This window comes from Paracoccus aeridis, assembly GCF_004923205.2.
GTDB lineage: Bacteria > Pseudomonadota > Alphaproteobacteria > Rhodobacterales > Rhodobacteraceae > Paracoccus > Paracoccus aeridis.
This window is the reverse complement of sequence record NZ_SELD02000012.1, coordinates 39,046-57,159: the sequence shown is the minus strand read 5'-3', so window position 1 is coordinate 57,159 and position 18,114 is coordinate 39,046. Positions and strand designations below refer to the sequence as shown.

Below are 18,114 nucleotides of genomic sequence, written 5' to 3'. Positions count from 1 at the left end.
TGGAAATCAGGCGCCGTCCCGGGTCAGTTCCAAGTGGAAATCAACACCTGGGGGTGGAAGCTGTCGATCGTGACCTTCAGCGCGTCGCCGGGCCTCGCGCCCTCGACATGGATCGGGCCGCTGACCGGGTTGATCCGGCCGAAGTCCAGTGTCGCAACGTCCTCGACCGTCGAGCGGGGCGAAAGCTGCCCCGCCGAGCTGTCGAGGCATTCGAAGCGGACCGTCGCCCCCGGTTCGACCCGCTGGGCGGGCGGGCGCGAGTTGTCCCAGCCGAAGTGATGCTGGGCGCCGTGGATGGTGTAGTCGCAGTTATTGCACATCGGTCACATACACATAGTCGTAGTTGATCGGGATCGAGACGGGATCGGTGTAAAGCGCATCCGCCCCACCCATGCGCGGCGACTTCATGGTGAAGCGCTGTTCGTTGAAGACCGGGGCCCAGGGGGCGTCCTTCATCACGCCCTCGAAGACGGCGGACCAGGCCTGCAGCCGTGCTTCGGCTTCCTCGGGCTTGGCCATGGCGTCGGCGGCCTGGGCGGCGGCGTCCAGTTCCTCATTGCAGTACTTGGACCAGTTCCAGCCGCCCTCGCCTGCGCCGTCGCAGCCGAGGATCGGGCCGTAGAAGTTCGACGGGTCGGGGAAGTCCGCGATCCAGCCCATGCCACCCGACCAGACCATCGGTGCGTTGCCCGCGCCACCCGCCTCGATCACGTTGGCCTGCGCCAGCGCCCGGATCTCCGCGTTGATGCCGATGGCCTTCAGGTCCTGCTGGATGGCCTGTGCGATGCGGGGGTTGGGGTCAGTGTTCATGGCGTAAAGCTCGGTCGCGAAGCCGTCCGGGTAGCCGGCTTCGGTCAGCAGCTTCTTCGCGCCCTCGACGTCATAGGCATAACCCGCGTAGTCCTGCGAATAGCCGGGCATCGACGGCGGCAGCGGCTGGTTCGCCGGGACCGCGCGGTTGTTGATCATCTGGACCACGCGGTCCTTGTTGATCGCCATGTTGATGGCGTGGCGCACCTCGACCTTGTCGAAGGGGGGCTGGGTCACGTTCATCGTGATATAGCCGGTGTGCAGCTGCCCGCCCTCGACCACGCGCGCAGCCTGCTCTGGATCGGCCATCACCTCCTGGAACTTGGCGGGCGGGATTCCGTCGCCCGGGACGTCAACCTCGCCGTTCTGAAGCCGCAGCAGGGCCACGACCGGCTCCTGCCCGATCTCGAAGGTGATCTGGTCCAGATAGGGCAGCCCCGCGCGCCAGTAGTCGGGGTTCTTCTGGAAGACGACCCGCTGTCCCGGCAGCCATTCGCCCATCTTGTAGGCCCCGGTCCCGACCGGCTGGTGGCCGAAGTCGCCCCCTGAGGCCTCGACCGCTTCCTTCGGCACGACCGAGGCGAAATTCAGCGCCAGCACGTGCAGGAAGGTCGCGTCCGGGCGGGACAGCTCGAAGCGGACGGTCAGGGGATCGACGACCGTCAGGCCTTCCAGCGAGGTGGCCGAGCCGTCGGCCATCTTGTCGGCGCCCTTGATCGAGCCGAAGAAGCCCGCGCCCGGCGACTGGGTCGCGGGCAGCAGCACGCGGTCGAAGGAGTACTTCACGTCCTCGGCCGTCATCTCGCGGCCGTTGTGGAACTTGACGCCGGGACGCAGCTTGAAGGTGTAGGTCAGCAGGTCGTCGCTGATCTCGTAGCTTTCGGCAAGACCGGGGCGCAGGTCCGTCGTGCCGGGGGCATAGTCCATCAGCCCATCGAAGACCGACTTGATCATGGACCAGTTCTGCCAGTCATAGCCGATGGCCGGGTCCAGCGTGGCCACGTCGTCCTTATAGGTGATGACAATGCTGCCGCCCGGCTTGGCATTCGGGTCCAGCTGTTCTTCCTGCGCGAGGCCGGGCCCGGCCAGCGCCAGGGCCATGGCCGTGCCGAGAAGAAGGTGGGGAAGTTTCATGCTTTGGTCTCCCTGTTTTTATCTGAGCTTGATGCGGGGATCGACGAAGGGCGCGATCATGTCGGCCAGGAGGTTCCCCAGCACGATGGCGACGGCCGAGACGATGGTGACGCCCATGATGATGGGGATGTCCACACGCTGAATCGCCTGCCAGGCAAGCTGCCCGATGCCCGGCCAGCCGAAGACGCTTTCGACCACGACCGCGCCGCCCATGAAGATGCCGATGTCGATGCCGATCATGGCGATGATGGGCAGGATGGCGTTCGGGACGGCATGGCGAAGAATGATGCGCCCGCGTGACAGGCCCTTGGCGCGGGCGGTGCGCAGGTAATCCGTGTCCAGCACGTCGATCATGGACGAACGCATCATCCGCGCGTACCAGCCCGACCCTGTGATGGCGAGCGTCAGGGCCGGCAGGACGGCGTGCGAGAAGGTCCCGTAGCCGCTGATCGGGAACCACCCGAACTGCACCGCAAAGAGATACAACAGCAGCAGCCCCACGACGAACTGCGGCGCAGAGACGGCGGCGAAGCTGGTCATCATCAGCACGCTGTCCACCGCCCGGCCTCGCCACAGCGCGGCGGCGACGCCCATGCCGAGGCCGATGATCAGCTCGAACAGGATCGCCAGCGCCATCAGTTGCAGCGTGGCGGGCAGGCGCGAGGCGATCAGCCCGGCAACATCGGCCTTCTGCAGGTAACTGCGGCCGAAGTCGCCTTGCACGAGCCCGGTCAGGTAGTTCCAGTACTGGACGAGGAAGGGCTGATCGAGGCCCAGTTCCCGCCGGATGCTCTCCACCACCTGCGGCGTGGCCGAACGGCCCGCAATCTGGCGCACCGGATCGGCGGGCAGGACATAGAGAAGCAGGAAGGTGATGAAGCTGACCCCCAGCAGGATCAGGACGGCCTGGATCAGGCGGCGCAGCAGATAGGCCCACATCTCAGCCACGTCCTTTCTGCGTCGGGTCCATTTCCTCGCGCAGCGCGTCGCCCACCAGGTTGAAGGCCAGCGCCAGCAGCAGGATCGCGGCGCCGGGGATGAAGACCAGCCAGGGCGCCGACTGGAAGTAGGTCTGGTTTTCGAAGATGATGTTGCCCCAGCTTGGCGTGGGAGGCTGCACGCCGACGCCCAGGAAGGACAGGGTGGCTTCCAGCAGGACGGTGATGGAAATGCCCAGCGTTCCCCAGACCAGCAGCGTCGGCAGAAGGTGCGGCAGGATGTGGTGACGCAGGATGCGCCAGTCACTCGCACCCAGCGTGCGCTCGGCCGCGATGAAGTCCCGCTCGGCCAGCGAGATCGTCTGGGTGTAGATGATCCGTGCCGTCTGCACCCAGTTCACCAGCGCGATCACCAGGGCCACGATCCACAACGACGGCTGGAAGATCGCGGCCAGGCAGATCGCCAGCAGCAACGCCGGGAAGGCCATCATGAGGTCGGTGAAGCGCATCAGGACGGCGCCGACCCAGCCCCTCTGCCAGCCCCCGGTCACGCCCACGGCCGTCCCGATCAGGATCGAAAGCCCGTTCGCCACCACTCCGATTATCAGCGAGGTCCGCGCGCCGTAAAGCAGGCGCGAGAGCAGGTCGCGGCCCAGCAAGTCCGTCCCGAACCAGTAGGTCGCGTTCGGTTGCATGGGCGCGCCTTCCAGCGTCAACCCGTCGAAATTCTGCTGGTCGGGCGGGAACTGCGCGAGTTGCGGCGCAAAGACGGCGCCCAGCACGACCAGCGCGATCACGGCCGCGCCGAAGACCGCCGTCTTGCGGCGCATCAGGCGGCGGAACAGCCGGGGCCGGATGTCCGTGGGGATGGCGGCTGCGACAGCGTCAGTGGTCTCGGTCACGTCTTCCTCGTCACGATCAGGGCGCGGCTCACCGGCGGCCTCGCGCGGTTCGGGGCGCCTGGGCCTGCGAGATCACCGCAAGGGCTGCCTCTTCGACGGTGATCCGGCCGGCGGTCGCCGCGCGGCGCAGTTGCGCATAGCCGTCGGGCGACCCCTCGGCCTCGCCCAGCAGCAGGGCCGCGCGCAGGACGTTTTCGCGCTGGGACAGCTGCCAGGCCTGCTTCTGCAGGCGCGCGGCAAGTTCGGTCTCCGTGGCAAAGCGGTAGCGGGCCATCAGCAGCGCGGCGTAAAGCCCCCGGTCTCCGATGGGTTGCATCAGCGTGGCATGGACGCCGCGCGACATGAGCCAGTCGATCCGACCCGGCGCCTCGGACCCGATCAGCGCCACGGTGGGCAGCGGCATCGGCGCGGCGCCCCAGGGCAGCTGCTCATCATGTCCCGCGTCGGCGTCGAGGACGAGGAAGTCGTAGCCCGTCGCGTCCTCGGGCAGGGAGGGCCAGCATTCCGTCACCTGAAGCCCGATGATCTCGGCCTGCCGCCGCAGGACGCGCAGCGAGTCATGGGGGCGGTTCAGCACCAGGAGGCGGGCACCGCGAAGGTCGCTGTCCATCCGACGGGGGGAACGCGCGGCACTCACTTGACGATCCTCAATCTCGGACGCTCGGCCTTGATCCGCGGCGTGCGGGCCAGGTAGGGGTCGCCCGCCGTGACGGGCAGCGACAGCAGCGGGGCGAAGGCGCCCCCCCGGACCTCTGCGATGACGATGGGCTGCGCGACGTGGTGGCTGACTGGATCGATGTCGCCAGGGCCCAGCGCCAGAAGCTCGGGCAGCGTCATTGCCGCGTTGGCCCCCGGCAGCGACAGGAGCCGCACGAGGTTCATAACCGACAGGTAGCCTGCGCGTGCCAGCGAGTTGTCGAAGACATCCCCCGGCTGTGCGAAATAGGGCCCGATTGAGATCAGGCCCTCGGCCGCCTCTCCGACCTCGGGCAGCTCGGCCTCGGTGAAGTTGCAGGAGAGGACCCGGCAGGCTATGCCCGCCGCTCGCAGCGCCCTGAGAACGCAGTACTGTGTCTCGCCCACGAGCGAGTTCAGCACGATGTCGGGCCGGGTTCGCGCGATTTCGTCCAGCAGCGCGGCGATGTCGGTGTCGCCCAGGGGAATGTGACGCTCGGCCACGACCTCGCAGCCTGCCGCCGCGATCAGGTCGCGGGCGATGCGGTTGATCTCCCATCCCCAGATGTAGTTCGAGCCGACCAGGAACACCCTGCGGCCCAGTCGGGGCAGCGTCCAGTCAAGCAGGGGGATCACGTTCTGGTTTACGGTGGTGTGCATGTAGGCGACGCAGTCGGCGGCCTCGAATCCTTCGTAGGGCGCACCATACCACAGGCTGGCGCCGCAACGCTCAAGCGCCGGGATCATCTCCTTGCGGCTGGAAGACGTCATGGCCCCGAAGAAATGCCGGCAGCCCGTTTCGCGGTGCACAGCCAGCATTGCGGGCGCGTAATGGTCCTGCTGTCCTGCCGGATCGGCCTCGTGGACGCGGATCAACCAGTCCCCGGCCGGATCCGCGTTGACTTCGGCCACTGCCTGCAGAACCCCGGCCCTGGCGCCATCCGACAGGCGCAGGTAGCTCCCTGTGCGCGAATAGACCAGGCCGATGTCCAGTGTCTGCTTCACTCGTCTTGCCCCAAGGCAACAACAGAAAGCCCGTCCAACCAGATTGGTTGTGACGGGCATGAATGCCGTGCGTTGTCCGCTATCTCCCCGACGATACGAGAGCCGAGATGCTCTGGCAACAATTACGTGAGCCTTGTGCCGTCGTGAACAGCATCAGCAGCTTTTCAGGCGACTTGCCTGAAATCAGGGTCCAAGCGCAGAGGCACATCGGCTTGTGAATGGGTATTCTCGGCCCAGCCATCCTCTAGACACGTCACCCCCGCAGTGCGCGGCGGGTCCGCGCAAGCCACGGGCATGGCGCAGGTCTTCCTGCGCCTCAGGCGTGATATGAACTCAGGTAAGGATGACTGGCTGGGGCGGTAGGATTCGAACCTACGGTACACGGTACCAAAAACCGATGCCTTACCACTTGGCCACGCCCCAACAGTGGGGGGGTGTTTAGCCAAGCCGTTCAGGGGGTGCAAGGGGGATTTGCGGAAATCCTCATGGCTGGCGGGCGGGGTCGCCGTCGGGTAGGTGGCGGCATGGAAAGCTGGGACGTGATCATCCTCGGGGCGGGTGCGGCGGGGCTGTTCTGCGCGGGCGAGATGGCCGGCTCGGGGCGGCGGGTGCTGGTGCTCGACCATGCGCGGCGGGCGGGCGAGAAGATCCGGATCTCGGGCGGGGGGCGGTGCAACTTCACCAATCTCGCCACCTCGCGCGAGCGGTTCCTGTCGGAGACGCCGCGCTTCTGCGCCTCGGCGCTAGCGGGCTACACGCCCGGCGACTTCGTGGCGCTGGTCGACCGGGCGGGGATCGCCTGGCACGAGAAGACGCTGGGGCAGCTTTTTTGCGACGGGAAGTCCGGGCAGATCGTCTCCATGCTGCTGGGCCGGATGCAGGGGGTCGACCTGCGGCTGGGAGAGGCGGTCACGGGCGTGGTGCGCAAGGGCGAGGGGTTCGAGGTCGCGACACCGGGCGGGGTGGAAACGGCGCGGCAGGTGGTGGTGGCGACGGGCGGGCGCTCCATCCCCAAGATGGGCGCGACCGGCGTGGGCTACGACATTGCGCGCCAGTTCGGGCTGCGGCTCGTCGAACCGCGGCCGGGGCTGGTTCCGCTGACCTTCGCCGAGCAGGACCTGCGCCGCACCGCGCCGCTTTCCGGCGTGTCGGTGGAGGCGCGCCTTGCCGCGGGCAGGACCAGCTTCGACGACGGCCTGCTGTTCACCCATCGCGGACTGTCCGGCCCGGCGGTGCTGCAGGTGTCGAGCTTCTGGCGTCCGGGCGGCGCGATCGTGGCGGACCTTGCGCCGGGACGCGACGTGGCGGCGCTGCTGCGCGGGCAGAAGGGGCAGGGCGGCCGGGTCCAGGTGGCGACCGCGCTGTCGCGGATCCTGCCCGAGCGGCTGGCCGATGCTGTCATTGCGGACGAGGGGCTGGCCAGCCAGCGCCTTGCCGACCAGCCCAACGCGGTGCTGGACAGGCTGGGCGCGCGGGTGAACGGCTGGACGGTCCGCCCGGTGGGGTCCGAGGGGTGGCGCACGGCGGAGGTCACGGTCGGCGGCGTCGATTGCCGCGATCTCGACGGCCGCACGATGCAGGCGCGGTCGATGGCGGGGCTGTACTTCGTGGGCGAGGTGGTGGACGTGACCGGCTGGCTCGGCGGCTACAACTTCCAGTGGGCCTGGGCGTCGGCCTTCGCCGCGGCGCGGGCGCTTCTGGCGGCGTAAGGCGGGACCCGGGGAACGCTGGCGGGTTGCCGGGTTCCGCGCATGATGATCCGTCGCGGTGCTTAGGCGGATAGCTGAACCGAGAAGCCCGCGGGCGACCGCGGAGCCACGCGAGGATCAAGCGGCAACAGCCTGCGAAGTGCGTCGGACATGAGAGCGACAACTGCATGTGCCCAGGCAGCGATGCGTCTGGTGAGGTTGCCACAGGCGGAACGCGCCGGTGCCGAGCCGATTCCAGATGCGGACTGCGACGCCTTTGAGTTGAGTGCAGGAACGCGAGCGCCCTGTCCGGCGCAGCGCGCGGCATGAATCTGGCCGACCATTGGCAACGCCGGCGAGCCGGCAGTGTTCCGGACCGTCCGGAAGGGGCTGACGACCTCCACGACGCGCTGGGCGCGCCGGTGCCAGCAACGTGCCGCCCGGCGTCAGCCCATCACCGGGTCGGATTTGGCCAGCCTATCAAAAGCCATCAGGCTGTCGATCAGCGCGGGCATCCGGTCCAGGTGGATCATGTTCGGGCCGTCCGACGGCGCCCGGTCCGGATCCTCGTGCGTCTCGATGAAGACGCCGGCAACGCCCAGCGCCACCGCCGCCCGCGCCATGACCGGCGCGAACTCGCGCTGTCCGCCCGATGACCCGCCCATCCCGCCCGGCTGCTGGACCGAATGGGTCGCGTCCATGATGACGGGGTAGCCGGTCGCCGCCATGATCGGCAGCGACCGCATGTCGGCGACCAGCGTGTTGTAGCCGAAGCTCGCGCCGCGCTCGGTCAGCAGGATGTTCCGGTTGCCGGTGGACGCGACCTTGTCGGCCACGTTGGGCATGTCCCAGGGCGCGAGGAACTGGCCCTTCTTGATGTTGACCACCGCGCCCGACCGGCCCGCGGCCAGCAGCAGGTCGGTCTGGCGGCTGAGGAACGCGGGGATCTGGATGATGTCGATCACGGCGGCGGCAGCGGTCGCCTGGGCCACGTCGTGAACGTCGGTCAGGACCGGGCAGCCGATGCGGTCGCGCACGGCTTCCAGCATGGCCAGCCCCTCGTCCATGCCGACGCCGCGCCTGCCCGACAGCGAGGTGCGGTTGGCCTTGTCATAGCTGGCCTTGAACACGAACCCGGCGCCGCTGCGGTCGCAGGCTGCCGCCAGCGGCTCGGCGATCGACAGCGCGTGGTCCAGCGTTTCCAGCTGGCACGGGCCTGCGATCAGCACCAGCGGCAGGTCATTTCCGAAGGTCGCGCCGCGCGCGGCGACGTGCCGTGGGGGCGGGTTTGCAGGGGTGGAGGTCATGAGGATACCTGTTCGCGCAGGATCGACGCGGTCAGCGACAGCATCAGATAGATGGCCGAAAAGATGAGGAACGCCACGAACGTGTTCTGGAACGCCTTCGGATAGGTGGGGCTGTCGGGCGCCACCGGCGGCAGCGACAGCGACAGGTAGCGGACCTGCTTGTTGGCCTCGATCCGCGCCGTCTCCATCTGCTCGGCCGCGCTGGACAGCAGCGCCTGCCGCGTTTGAAGGTCGCTTTCCGCAATCCGGATCTCGCCCGAGATCGAGGCGAGCGAGGCGCGGATCGTGGTGTCCTCGGTCAGCTGGCTCCGAGTCTCTTCGATCATCTGCTCCAGCCGCTGGATGTCGCCCTGCACGCCGGCGACCCGGCTCTGGTTCGGGCGCGCGTTGGCCTGGAGCTGGCCCAGTTCCAGCCGCTTCTCGGTCAGCTCGCCTTCCAGCCGGGTGACCTGCGACATGACCGCCGAGCCTTCTGCAACAGGGTCGAGGACGCCCATCCTTTCCTGCAGCGCCTGGACGCGGTTCTGCGCCTCGAGCACCTTGGCCTCGGCGTCGGCATAGCTGGCGCTCGCTCCCTCCATCTGGTCGGAACGCAGCCGCGCCGACATCTGGTCGACCTGCCCCTCGGCATAGCTGATCAGCGCGAGCGTGAATTCCTGGCTCAGCCCCGGATCGGGAGAGATCACTTCGAGGTTGATGACGCCCTCGGTCGGATCGTAGCCGATCTTCACCATGTTCTGGTAGACCTTGTAGGCAGCCTCGTTCGACGCGTCGGGCGGCAGGCGCAGGATCGGGTCGATCGAAGGGTCCTGGAACGCGCGCTTGAAGCCCTTGTCCTCGTCCAGTCGCAGCATCGCGGCGCGCGAGCTGAGATAGCTCTGCACCGATACGCTGTCGGGGTTGGTGGCAAGCTGACTGCCGCCAAGAAGCCCGCCGCCTCCCAGCGCGCCGCCGGTATCGGCCTGCTGGATCAGGAACTGCGACTTGGTCGCGTAGAGCGGGGTCGCCACGGCGAAATAGTACCAGCCCGCGATGATCGTCGGCAGCAGCACGAGCGCGGCGAGCCGCAGGGTCAGCATCGTCAGCCGCCAGCGGCGGCGGCGGGCCAGATCGCGCTGGATCCGCATGATCTCGGCCGCGCGGCGATCCTCGGTCAGATCCTCGCGCGAGGGCAGGGCGGGCGGCGCGAGCGGCGCGATCTCGCGCCTGGCGGTGCGCGCGGGCATGTTCTGCGGCGCCAGGGCCGGCGTGTTGGCTGCGGGTGCGCTGCGGGCGCGGGCGCCTTCGCGGGACAGGACCTTCCCCACCGAATCGCGGTGGAACGGGTCGATGCCGCGTTCCCGCAGCTTGATGACGGCGTCGATGTCGGACGCGACCTCGATCCTGTTCATCGCCGCGATCCGCGACGCCATGCGAAGCTGCCGCTGGGTCAGGTTCTCGGCCCTGACGGACTCGACGGTGTGGACCGGCGGCGCGTCCGCACCCGCGGGCGGCGCGGGCGATTTGGGAACGGCGGCCGAGCCGGGGAACGCCATTCCCTCGAACCCGTCGGCCGCGGGCGCGAAAAGGCTGTCGCTAGGTTGGGGCGCGGGGCCGGCCTGCGCGGGACTGGCCTGCGCGGCACCGGCCTGCGCCGGACCAGCCTGCGCGGCACCGGGCTGCGGGCCGACGGGCTGCGGACCCCTGGCCTGCGGGGTCTGCGCCGCCGGCGCGGCCTGCCGCTGCGCCGCCTGTTCGCCAGTCTGCTGCGCCCGCGCCGTCTTGCCGCGCAGAAGCTCCACCCGCACGCCTGCCGCCGGGTTCTCCGGCGCGGGGGGCGGAGGTGCGGGACGGTCGCCCCGCGCGCGGGCCAGGACCGATTCGTCGCGGCTCAACCGGTAGAGGCGGGCCTTAGGAGGAGTAGTCATAATATTGCTTCGCCTCGTCGAGCGTCTCGAACATGTAGAGCCGGCCGTCCCGCAGCACCGCGGCCGTCCGGCAGAATTTTTCAAGCGTTGCGGGCTGGTGGGACACGACAACGACCGTCGAGGTCTTGAGCCGGTCGAACAGCACGCCGCCCGCCTTGCGGTTGAAGTTCACGTCGGTGGTGGCCGGCATGCCCTCGTCGATCAGGTAGATGTCGAACTCCAGCGCCAGCAGCAGCGCGAAGTTCAGCCGCGCCTTCATCCCGGCGCTGTAGGTCGCCACCGGCTGGTCGAAGTATTCGCCCAGGTCGCACATCCAGCGGCAGAACGCCTCGATGTAGTCGGGGTCCAGGCCGTAGATCCGGGCGATGTAGCGCGCGTTCTCGTTGGCCGAGAGCTTCGGCGCGACGCCCCCCATGAAGCCCAGCGGGAACGACACCCGGCAGCTGCGGCGGACGGTGCCTTCGTCGGGCTGTTCCAGCCCGCACATCATGTTGATGATCGTCGTCTTGCCCGTTCCGTTCGGCGCCAGGATGCCCATCGACTGCCCCAGTTCCACCCGGAACGAGGCTTGGTCGAGGATCACCTTGCGTTGCGATCCGGTCCAGAAGGACTTCGAGACGTTGTCGAATTCAAGCATGAAAGATGCGGCACCAGCGCCCCGGGGGCCGCGCACCCCCGGGTGTTGGCCCGTGGTCGAACGGCTATGACGATCCTGCCGGGACGCGGCGCCTGGGCCGCGAAGCGCCCCGGCTTCGGCCCGGAACATACGGCGGCCGCGCATCCCTGTCCATCGCCGTGCCGCGGATCGTGAGAATGCAGGGTTTTTTCCGGCCGGGCGGGTGCCTATCTGCCGAGGATGATCCAGGATGAAATCACCGCCTGCCGCCTGTGCGCGGAGCGGTTCCGCACGACCGCCACCGCCCACGCGCCGCGCCCCGTGGCGTGGTTCGCCCCCGGCGCGAGGGTGTTGGTCGCAAGCCAGGCGCCGGGGCTGCGCGTCCACGGGTCCGGGCGGCCCTTCACCGACGCGTCGGGGCGGCGGCTGCGGGACTGGATGGGCGTCGACGAGGCGACGTTCTACGACCGCTCGCGCGTGGCGATCGTGCCCATGGCGTTCTGCTTTCCGGGCTACGACGCGAAGGGGTCGGACCTGCCGCCGCCGCCCCTGTGCGCCGCGACGTGGCGGGCGCGGGTGCTGGCCGATCTGCAGCCGCGCGTCACGCTGCTGATCGGCGGCCACGCGATGCGGTGGCATCTCGGCATGGCGGGCGTCACGCAGGCGGTGCGGTCCTGGCGCGACCACGCCCCGGCGGTGTTCCCCTTGCCTCACCCGTCCTGGCGCAATACCGGGTGGCTGAAACGCAATCCGTGGTTCGAGGCGGAGCTGGTCCCCGAACTGCGCCGCACCCTGGCCGAGCTGCTGTGACCCGACCGACCGCCCTCGACCGCCTGTGCGCGGTCCCCTTCCACGAGGCGGACGCCGCCGCCCGCGCCGCCGTCCTGCGCCAGCTTGCCGATACCGAGCTTTTCGTCGCGCTGTCCGCCGATCCGCAGGGCGACGTGGCCGACCTGATGCTGTTCGATCTGGACGGCACCGGCGCGGCGCTTGCCTGCGACGACGCGGCGGAACTCGCGGCCTTCGTCGGCGGCCCGGTCGCCCATGCCGCGATGCCGGGCCGCGTGCTTGCGGGGGCGCTGGCCGCCGAGGGGCGCGCGGTCCTGGTCAACCCGGGGCGGCCTTCGCAGATGCTGCTCGACGCGGGCTCGCTGGCGTGGCTGGAACGCGCGCTGGCGCAGCGCCCCGACGAGGCACAGGCGCGTCCGGCGGCGCTGCGCGCGCCGGATCCGGGGGTGGTAGACGCGCTGTCGGGACCGCTCGCCGCCAGGCTGGCGGACATGGGCGAGATCCTGTCCGGCGCCGCGCTCGCGGGTGCGGACTGGACCGACGGAGCGGCCGGGCACCTGCTGGTGATCTCGGGTGCGGCGCCCGATGAACAGGCGTCGATCGCGAAATCGGTGGCCGAACTCGTGGCGTTCCTTCCGCCCGTTGAGGGCGGGCTCGACGTCACGTTCGAGGCCCTGCCGCTGCCGCCCGGCGCGCTGCGGCTGGAACTCAGCCGCAAGCCGCAGCCCGAGCCGGAACCCGCGCCCGCCGTCGACCGGCCGCCGCGCCTGCGCTGGTAGTCAATAGCCGCGCGCGCGATCGACGAGGTGCAGAAGCGGGCGGCCGTCCATCGCCCGGCGCAGGTTCTCGGCGACGATAGGCGCGGCCGTCGACGGGCGCGTGTCGGCCGCGATATGGGGGGTCACGACGACGCGCGGATGGGCCCAGAACGGGTGCTCGGGCGGAAGCGGTTCGGTCCGGAACACGTCCAGCACGGCCATGCCCACCTGCCCGCGATCCAGCGCCGCCAGGAGGTCGTCCTCGACGATCAGCGTGCCGCGGCCGGGGTTGATGATGGTCGCGCCCGAAGGGAGCAGCGCCAGCGTTCCGGCATCCAGCAGGTCGCGCGTCCCGGGCGTGTCGGGCAGCAGCGACACGAGGATCTCGGCCCGCGCCAGCGCCGCGTGAAGGTCGGCGCCGGGCAGCACCTCCATCCCCTCGACGGCACGGCCCGAGGCGGACCAGCCCGCGACGTCGAAGCCCATCGCCTTCAGCGCCCGCGCGACCGCGCCCCCCAGCGCCCCGGTGCCCAGCACCGTGACGCGCCGCTCGGGCGCGAGCGGCGGGACTATCGGATTGCGCCAGACGCCGTCCTGCGCGTAGCCGTCCATGCCCAGATGCGCGCGCATGGTCCAGCCGAGGCAGTATTCCACCATCCCCGCCTGCAGCCCCGGATCGACCATCCGGCACAGCGGCTGCGTGAGGGTGGGATTGCCCACGATCCTTTCCACCCCCGCCCACAGGCTCTGGACCAGCCGGGCGCGGGTGAAGGGGGTGAAGTCCAGCGGCTCGCCGCTTTCCGGGTAGCCCGGCGCGTAGATGAGCGCGTCGAAGCTGCCGGGCTCGCCGTCCTGCAGAAGCTCCATCTCGGGGCAGGCGGCGCGCAGGTGCGGGGCCCAGTTGTCCCAGCCCTTCGACGGCGCGGCGAAAAGGACGCGCATCGTCACCCCCTCACGCGGTTGACGTGGGCCGATTGCACGATCCCGAACGCCATCAGCAGGATCATCAGCTGCGTCCCCCCATAGCTCACCAGCGGCAGCGGCACGCCCACGACCGGCATCAGCCCCATCACCATCGACATGTTGACCGCGAAATACAGGAAGAACGTGCCGCCGACGCCGACGGTCAGCAGGCTTCCGAAGCGATCCCGGTTGGTCAGCGCGGAATGGAGGCAGAAGGCGAGGATCAGCGCATAGAGCGTGAGCAGCGTCATCGTGCCGACGAAGCCGAACTCCTCGGCCAGGGTGGTGAAGATGAAGTCGGTGTGCTTTTCGGGCAGGAAGTTCAGCCGACTCTGCGTGCCCTGCATGAAGCCGCGCCCCGACCAGCCGCCCGACCCCAGCGCGATCTGCGCCTGGGTGATGTTGTAGCCCGCACCCAGCGGGTCGCTGGACGGGTCGAGGAAGGTGTCGATCCGTCGGTACTGGTAGTCGTGGAGCAGCTGCCAGTCCGTCCCGCGGCTTTCCAGCACGGCGAACACCAGCCCGGCCACGGCTCCGATCACGGCCGCGAAGTACCACAGGCTGACGCCGGCCGCGAACATCATGATCCCGCCGCCCGCGACCAGCATCACCGAGGTCCCGAGGTCCGGCTGCTTGAGCACCAGCGCGGTCGGCAGCAGGATCAGCACCAGCGGGATCAGCACCCACACCGGGCGCGAGATCCGGTCCATGTCGAGCCAGTCGTAATAGGCGGCGAGGATCAGGACGAGCGCGATCTTGGTCAGCTCGGACGGCTGCAGCTTGATCGGGCCGAGGTCCAGCCACCGCTGCGCGCCCATGCCGATATGCCCGACGAGGTCCACCGCCAGCAGCATGATGCAGCAGACGACGTAGGCCGGGACCGATATGGACCGCCAGAACCAGATCGGCGCAAAGGCGAGCGCGATCATCGCGACCATGCCGACGGCGAAGCGCTCGATCTGCGGCTCGGCCCACAGGTGCGGGCGCCCGCCCGAGACCGAATACAGCATCAGGAACCCCGCCGACGCCACCGACGCCAGCAGGAACACCAGCGGCCAGTTCAGGTGCAGGATCTTGCGCCAGCCGGTCGGGGCCTGCGCCACCTTGTAGTCGAGATAGGTCATCAGGCGCGCACCCTTGCCAGCTGCGGCGGCTCGGGCGTGTCGAGCTGCATCTTCGCCCAGGTCTCCTCGACGGCGGCGCGCGCGGCGGGGGGATAGGCGTCGAGGGGCGGCAGCCCGCCTGCGAGCGCGAACAGCAGGATGTCGCGGGCGATGGGCGCGGCCACCGCCGAGCCGCCGCCGCCATGTTCGACCACGACCGACACCGCGTAGCGCGGCGCCTCGAACGGGGCGTAGCAGACGAACAGCGCGTGGTCGCGCCGCGCCCATGGCAGCTGCTCGTTCGAGATCACGCCGCGCGCCCGCTCGGCCGCGGTGATGTTGCGGACCTGGCTGGTGCCGGTCTTGCCCGCCATGCGCCATTCCGGCGCGAGAATCCGCGACCGGGCGGCGGTGCCGCGACTGCCGTTCATCACCGCGTCCATCCCCGCCCGCGCGATCCTGAGGTTCGCGGGATCGATCCCGAGATCGGGGAAATCCGGCACGGCCTGCGCCACCCCGTCGACGGCCCGCACCAGCCGCGGCTCGACCGCGCGGCCCGATGCCACCCGCGCCGTCATGATCGCCAGCTGCAGCGGCGACGCCAGCACGTAGCCCTGCCCGATGGAGGCGTTGATGGAATCGCCCACCTGCCATTCCTCGTCGTGCCGGGCGCGCTTCCACGCCCGGTCGGGCGCGATCCCCTCGGCCACCGCGGACATCGGCAGGTCGTGGCGAACCCCGATCCCCAGCCTGCGCGCCATCTCTGCGATGCGGTCGATGCCCACGCGCTGCGCGAGTTCATAGTAGAACACGTCGCACGAATGCTCGAGGCTCTGCACCGGGTCCATCGAGCCGTGGCCGCCCCTGCTCCAGCAGTGGAAGCGCCGCCCCGCGATCTGCAGGTGACCGGGACAGTAGAAGCGCGAGCCGCCGTTGATGACGCCGGCTTCGAGCCCCGCCAGAAGCGTGACCATCTTGAAGGTCGAACCGGGCGGGTAAAGCCCCTGCACCGTCTTGTCCGCGAGCGGCCGGTGGTCGTGGTTCATCAGCGCCGTATAGTCGCTGCTGGTGATCCCCCGCACGAACATGTTCGGATCGAAGACGGGCGAGGACGCGATCGTCAGAATGTCGCCGGTCTGCACGTCGATGACGACGGCCGCCGCCGATTCCCCGCCCAGCCGCTGGATCGCGAAGTTCTGAAGGCCCGCGTCCAGCGTCATCTGGACGGTCGCGCCCTGCTCGCCCTCGATCCGGCCCAGTTCGCGCATCTCGCGCCCGGCGCTGTTGACCTCGACCCGCCGGGTGCCGGCCTTGCCGCGCAGGACGGTCTCGAGCTTCGCCTCGACGCCGACCTTGCCCAGCTGGAACTCGGGCAGCATCAGCACCGGGTCGGGGTTTTCGATCTTGGACAGGTCGTAGTCCGACACCGGGCCGACGTAGCCCAGCACATGCGCGAAGTCGCCGCCGCGCGGATAGCCGCGCGACAGTCCCGATTCCGGCGTGACGCCGGGCAGCGCGGGGGCGTTGACGGCGATCGAGGCGAACTGTTCCCAGGTCAGACGGTCGGCCACGCTGACGGGGGTGATGGCGCTGCGGCGGTCGATCTCGGCCATGAGCGCCGCGACCGAGGTGTCGGTCATCGGGATCAGGTGGCGCAGCCGGGCCACGACCGCGCTCACGTCGCCGGCTTCCTCGCGCGTGATGGTGACGCGGTAGTTCTGTTCGTTCCCGGCCAGCAGCACGCCGTTGCGGTCGTGGATCAGCCCGCGCGCGGGCGGCAGCAGCCGCAGCTTGATCGAGTTTCCGTCGCTCAGCAGCCGGAACTCGTCCGCCCGGTCGAGCTGCATCGACTTCAGCCGCCAGCCCAGCGTCCCGACCACCGCGGCCTGGATCGCGCCGAGCATCAGCCCGCGGCGGCTGATGGACCGCGCGCTTTCGACGACCTCACGGGACGATTTCCGCATCCGCTCAGATCCTCGCGTCGTGGATTTCGCCCGGCCGCGCGCGGCGCAGCCCCGCCACCACGCGCGCCGCGAGGACGACCAGCGGATAGGCCGCGACGGTCGCGATCACGTGCAGCAGCGCCTGCCCCAGCGGCGGGCGCGGCGACATCGCGTCGGGCACGAAGAACGCCGCCTGCAGCAGCCTGTCCGCCATCATCATCCCCAGCACCAGCGTCCCGACCCGCAGCCATTCAAGCAGAAACGGCTGTTCGCGCCAACGCTGTTCGCGCAACCGCGCGGTTTCCGTCCCCACGACGACGATGGCGGGCCACAGGCCCGGCGGCCGCAGCGTCAGCAGGCTTTCGACCATGAACATCGCGGCGATGACGAGGACCGGCACCTGGTCGGGCCGGCGCGCGACCCAGGCGAGGGTGAGGCACAGCAGCACGTCGGGGCCGGGCATGGCGACACGGCCGGGGGACAGCGGCAGCAGGCGGGTGAACAGGATCGCAAGCCCCAGGATGACGTAGATCGTCATCCCGGTCAGCTGCCCGCGGCGGTAGGGGTCGATCATGGCGGCGTCAGTCGTTCGCGGCGGGCGCGCGGTCGGCGTCGGGCGCGGGCGCCTCGGCGGGGGCGGCCTCGCTCGCAGCGGCCTCGGGCGCGGGCAGGTCGGTGACGGGCAGCCGCGCGGGAAGCGGCGGGCCGATGAAGTCGTCGGGGGGCGGCGGGATCAGGGTGCCCGCGTCTGACAGCTGTTCGGCCGGGTGGCTGCGCAGGACGCGCAGGAACTCGAGCCGTCCGTAGTCCGCCGCCATCCGCACCCGCATCCGCCCGTCGGACGCTAGCACCGCCTGCCCCACGACGAGGCCCGCCGGGAACACGCCCCCGTCGCCCGACGAGATCACCCGGTCGCCCGGCCGCACGTCGTCGGCGCTTTCGATGAAGTCGAGCACCGGCAGCGCGGTGTTGTCGCCCGCAAGCAGCGCGTGGTGGCCCGACGGCTGCACGCGCACCGGCAGGCGCGAACTGGGGTCGGTCAGCAGCATCACCCGGCTGGTGGTGTGGCCGACGCCGGCGATGCGGCCAACCAGACCCAGCCCGTCCATCGTGGCCCAGCCGTCCAGCACGCCGTCGCGCGCGCCCACGTTCAGAAGCACAGATTGCCGGAACGCGCTGCCGCTGTCGGTCATCACCACGCCCGACACGCTGGTCAGCGCGGGGTCGATCCGCACGTTGTTCTGCGCCAGCAGCTTGGCGTTTTCCTGTTCCAGCTGGACCGCGGCCTCTTTCCACGCCGACATGCGCTGCAGTTCGCGCCGCAGCTCCTGGTTTTGTTCGTAGATCCGGGCATAGGACTGGAAGCCGCCGATCATCTGGCTGAGCTTCGTGACCGGCCGCATGGCCCAGTCGAAGCCCGGGACGGTTCGGTCGATGAAGACCGCCCGCATCCGCTCGGCGCGCGGCCCGTCGATGCGCCAGAACAGGAACAGCGCCAGCAGGACCAGGACCAGGACAGCGATCAGGACCCGGCGGGCCGGGGCCACGAAATCATAGCCCTTGCGCGCCATGAACC

Annotated in this window: 17 protein-coding genes and 1 tRNA gene; 3 read left to right on the top strand and 15 right to left on the bottom strand. The window is 69.6% G+C overall.

The genetic code is table 11. From position 1 onward, the window contains the following. Positions 1-23 precede the first annotated feature (23 nt). The 7 genes from ELI80_RS05960 to ELI80_RS05930 all read right to left on the bottom strand — a co-directional run bounded on the left by ELI80_RS05960 (position 24) and on the right by ELI80_RS05930 (position 5,887). Positions 24-320 carry an acetamidase/formamidase family protein gene (locus ELI80_RS05960; RefSeq protein ID WP_136650182.1) on the bottom strand — a complete coding sequence of 99 codons (297 nt, stop codon included), beginning with the start codon at positions 318-320 and terminating at the stop codon, positions 24-26. Beyond that, positions 310-1,944 (bottom strand): ABC transporter substrate-binding protein, encoded by a 1,635-nt coding sequence (locus ELI80_RS05955; protein ID WP_136650181.1) that lies wholly within the window; start codon positions 1,942-1,944, stop codon positions 310-312. Before ELI80_RS05955 ends, ELI80_RS05960 begins: the two co-directional genes overlap by 11 nt. Positions 1,945-1,962: 18 nt before the next feature. Beyond that, positions 1,963-2,883: an ABC transporter permease gene (locus ELI80_RS05950; protein WP_136650187.1), complete on the bottom strand. Its 921-nt coding sequence runs from the start codon at positions 2,881-2,883 to the stop codon at positions 1,963-1,965. Position 2,884: 1 nt separating this feature from the next. Further along, on the bottom strand, positions 2,885-3,712 hold the full coding sequence (locus tag ELI80_RS05945) for an ABC transporter permease (protein ID WP_136650186.1): 828 nt from the start codon (positions 3,710-3,712) through the stop codon (positions 2,885-2,887). A 100-nt stretch (positions 3,713-3,812) separates the two neighbouring features. Beyond that, positions 3,813-4,394 (bottom strand): ANTAR domain-containing response regulator, encoded by a 582-nt coding sequence (locus ELI80_RS05940; RefSeq protein WP_143803201.1) that lies wholly within the window; start codon positions 4,392-4,394, stop codon positions 3,813-3,815. A 23-nt stretch (positions 4,395-4,417) separates the two neighbouring features. Next, entirely contained in the window at positions 4,418-5,464 is a 1,047-nt protein-coding gene (locus tag ELI80_RS05935; RefSeq protein ID WP_136650179.1) for a transporter substrate-binding protein, read from the bottom strand. A 348-nt stretch (positions 5,465-5,812) separates the two neighbouring features. Beyond that, positions 5,813-5,887 (bottom strand) — tRNA-Gln (locus ELI80_RS05930). A 101-nt stretch (positions 5,888-5,988) separates the two neighbouring features. Here ELI80_RS05930 and ELI80_RS05925 point away from each other — a divergent pair. Further along, positions 5,989-7,173 (top strand): BaiN/RdsA family NAD(P)/FAD-dependent oxidoreductase, encoded by a 1,185-nt coding sequence (locus ELI80_RS05925; RefSeq protein WP_136650178.1) that lies wholly within the window; start codon positions 5,989-5,991, stop codon positions 7,171-7,173. Between the two features lie 425 nt (positions 7,174-7,598). Here ELI80_RS05925 and kdsA read toward each other — a convergent pair whose 3' ends face one another. Genes kdsA through ELI80_RS05910 form a run of 3 tightly spaced genes read right to left on the bottom strand, consistent with a single transcriptional unit; the run spans position 7,599 to position 11,003 of the window. Beyond that, positions 7,599-8,459 carry a 3-deoxy-8-phosphooctulonate synthase gene (kdsA, locus tag ELI80_RS05920; protein WP_136650177.1) on the bottom strand — a complete coding sequence of 287 codons (861 nt, stop codon included), beginning with the start codon at positions 8,457-8,459 and terminating at the stop codon, positions 7,599-7,601. After that, complete coding sequence (locus ELI80_RS05915) at positions 8,456-10,366, bottom strand: KpsE/RkpR family capsule polysaccharide export protein (protein ID WP_136650176.1); 1,911 nt, start codon at positions 10,364-10,366, stop codon at positions 8,456-8,458. The genes kdsA and ELI80_RS05915 overlap by 4 nt, the downstream gene beginning before the upstream one ends. Next, positions 10,350-11,003 (bottom strand): ABC transporter ATP-binding protein, encoded by a 654-nt coding sequence (locus ELI80_RS05910; RefSeq protein ID WP_136650175.1) that lies wholly within the window; start codon positions 11,001-11,003, stop codon positions 10,350-10,352. Before ELI80_RS05910 ends, ELI80_RS05915 begins: the two co-directional genes overlap by 17 nt. A gap of 219 nt (positions 11,004-11,222) precedes the next feature. Here ELI80_RS05910 and ELI80_RS05905 point away from each other — a divergent pair, with 219 nt between their 5' ends. After that, complete coding sequence (locus ELI80_RS05905) at positions 11,223-11,792, top strand: uracil-DNA glycosylase family protein (protein ID WP_136650174.1); 570 nt, start codon at positions 11,223-11,225, stop codon at positions 11,790-11,792. Then, on the top strand, positions 11,789-12,550 hold the full coding sequence (locus tag ELI80_RS05900) for an SseB family protein (RefSeq protein ID WP_136650173.1): 762 nt from the start codon (positions 11,789-11,791) through the stop codon (positions 12,548-12,550). The genes ELI80_RS05905 and ELI80_RS05900 overlap by 4 nt, the downstream gene beginning before the upstream one ends. Here the strand turns inward: ELI80_RS05900 and ELI80_RS05895 are convergent, their stop codons facing one another. Genes ELI80_RS05895 through mreC form a run of 5 tightly spaced genes read right to left on the bottom strand, consistent with a single transcriptional unit; the run spans position 12,551 to position 18,109 of the window. Further along, the gene (locus tag ELI80_RS05895; RefSeq protein WP_201740561.1) at positions 12,551-13,471 is read right to left on the bottom strand and encodes a 2-hydroxyacid dehydrogenase; all 921 of its coding nucleotides are present in this window, start codon (positions 13,469-13,471) and stop codon (positions 12,551-12,553) included. A 2-nt stretch (positions 13,472-13,473) separates the two neighbouring features. Beyond that, positions 13,474-14,616, bottom strand: coding sequence for a rod shape-determining protein RodA (rodA, locus tag ELI80_RS05890; protein WP_136650171.1), 1,143 nt, complete (start codon positions 14,614-14,616; stop codon positions 13,474-13,476). Next, positions 14,616-16,559 carry a penicillin-binding protein 2 gene (gene mrdA, locus ELI80_RS05885; RefSeq protein ID WP_136650170.1) on the bottom strand — a complete coding sequence of 648 codons (1,944 nt, stop codon included), beginning with the start codon at positions 16,557-16,559 and terminating at the stop codon, positions 14,616-14,618. Before mrdA ends, rodA begins: the two co-directional genes overlap by 1 nt. Positions 16,560-16,563: 4 nt before the next feature. Then, entirely contained in the window at positions 16,564-17,112 is a 549-nt protein-coding gene (locus ELI80_RS05880) for a rod shape-determining protein MreD (RefSeq protein WP_136650169.1), read from the bottom strand. Positions 17,113-17,119: 7 nt separating this feature from the next. Continuing rightward, positions 17,120-18,109 (bottom strand): rod shape-determining protein MreC, encoded by a 990-nt coding sequence (mreC, locus tag ELI80_RS05875; RefSeq protein ID WP_136650168.1) that lies wholly within the window; start codon positions 18,107-18,109, stop codon positions 17,120-17,122. Positions 18,110-18,114: the final 5 nt, after the last annotated feature.

Excerpts from the sequence above, each read along its gene's own strand:
- ELI80_RS05940 (WP_143803201.1), bottom strand. The coding sequence starts at position 4,394 with ATGGACAGCGACCTTCGCGGTGCCCGCCTCCTGGTGCTGAACCGCCCC.
- rodA (WP_136650171.1), bottom strand. The coding sequence starts at position 14,616 with ATGACCTATCTCGACTACAAGGTGGCGCAGGCCCCGACCGGCTGGCGC.
- ELI80_RS05950 (WP_136650187.1), bottom strand. The coding sequence starts at position 2,883 with ATGTGGGCCTATCTGCTGCGCCGCCTGATCCAGGCCGTCCTGATCCTG.
- ELI80_RS05960 (WP_136650182.1), bottom strand. The coding sequence starts at position 320 with ATGTGCAATAACTGCGACTACACCATCCACGGCGCCCAGCATCACTTC.
- ELI80_RS05945 (WP_136650186.1), bottom strand. The coding sequence starts at position 3,712 with ATGCGCCGCAAGACGGCGGTCTTCGGCGCGGCCGTGATCGCGCTGGTC.
- kdsA (WP_136650177.1), bottom strand. The coding sequence starts at position 8,459 with ATGACCTCCACCCCTGCAAACCCGCCCCCACGGCACGTCGCCGCGCGC.
- ELI80_RS05895 (WP_201740561.1), bottom strand. The coding sequence starts at position 13,471 with ATGCGCGTCCTTTTCGCCGCGCCGTCGAAGGGCTGGGACAACTGGGCC.
- ELI80_RS05905 (WP_136650174.1), top strand. The coding sequence starts at position 11,223 with ATGATCCAGGATGAAATCACCGCCTGCCGCCTGTGCGCGGAGCGGTTC.
- ELI80_RS05880 (WP_136650169.1), bottom strand. The coding sequence starts at position 17,112 with ATGATCGACCCCTACCGCCGCGGGCAGCTGACCGGGATGACGATCTAC.
- ELI80_RS05925 (WP_136650178.1), top strand. The coding sequence starts at position 5,989 with ATGGAAAGCTGGGACGTGATCATCCTCGGGGCGGGTGCGGCGGGGCTG.
- mrdA (WP_136650170.1), bottom strand. The coding sequence starts at position 16,559 with ATGCGGAAATCGTCCCGTGAGGTCGTCGAAAGCGCGCGGTCCATCAGC.
- ELI80_RS05910 (WP_136650175.1), bottom strand. The coding sequence starts at position 11,003 with ATGCTTGAATTCGACAACGTCTCGAAGTCCTTCTGGACCGGATCGCAA.
- ELI80_RS05915 (WP_136650176.1), bottom strand. The coding sequence starts at position 10,366 with ATGACTACTCCTCCTAAGGCCCGCCTCTACCGGTTGAGCCGCGACGAA.
- ELI80_RS05955 (WP_136650181.1), bottom strand. The coding sequence starts at position 1,944 with ATGAAACTTCCCCACCTTCTTCTCGGCACGGCCATGGCCCTGGCGCTG.
- mreC (WP_136650168.1), bottom strand. The coding sequence starts at position 18,109 with ATGGCGCGCAAGGGCTATGATTTCGTGGCCCCGGCCCGCCGGGTCCTG.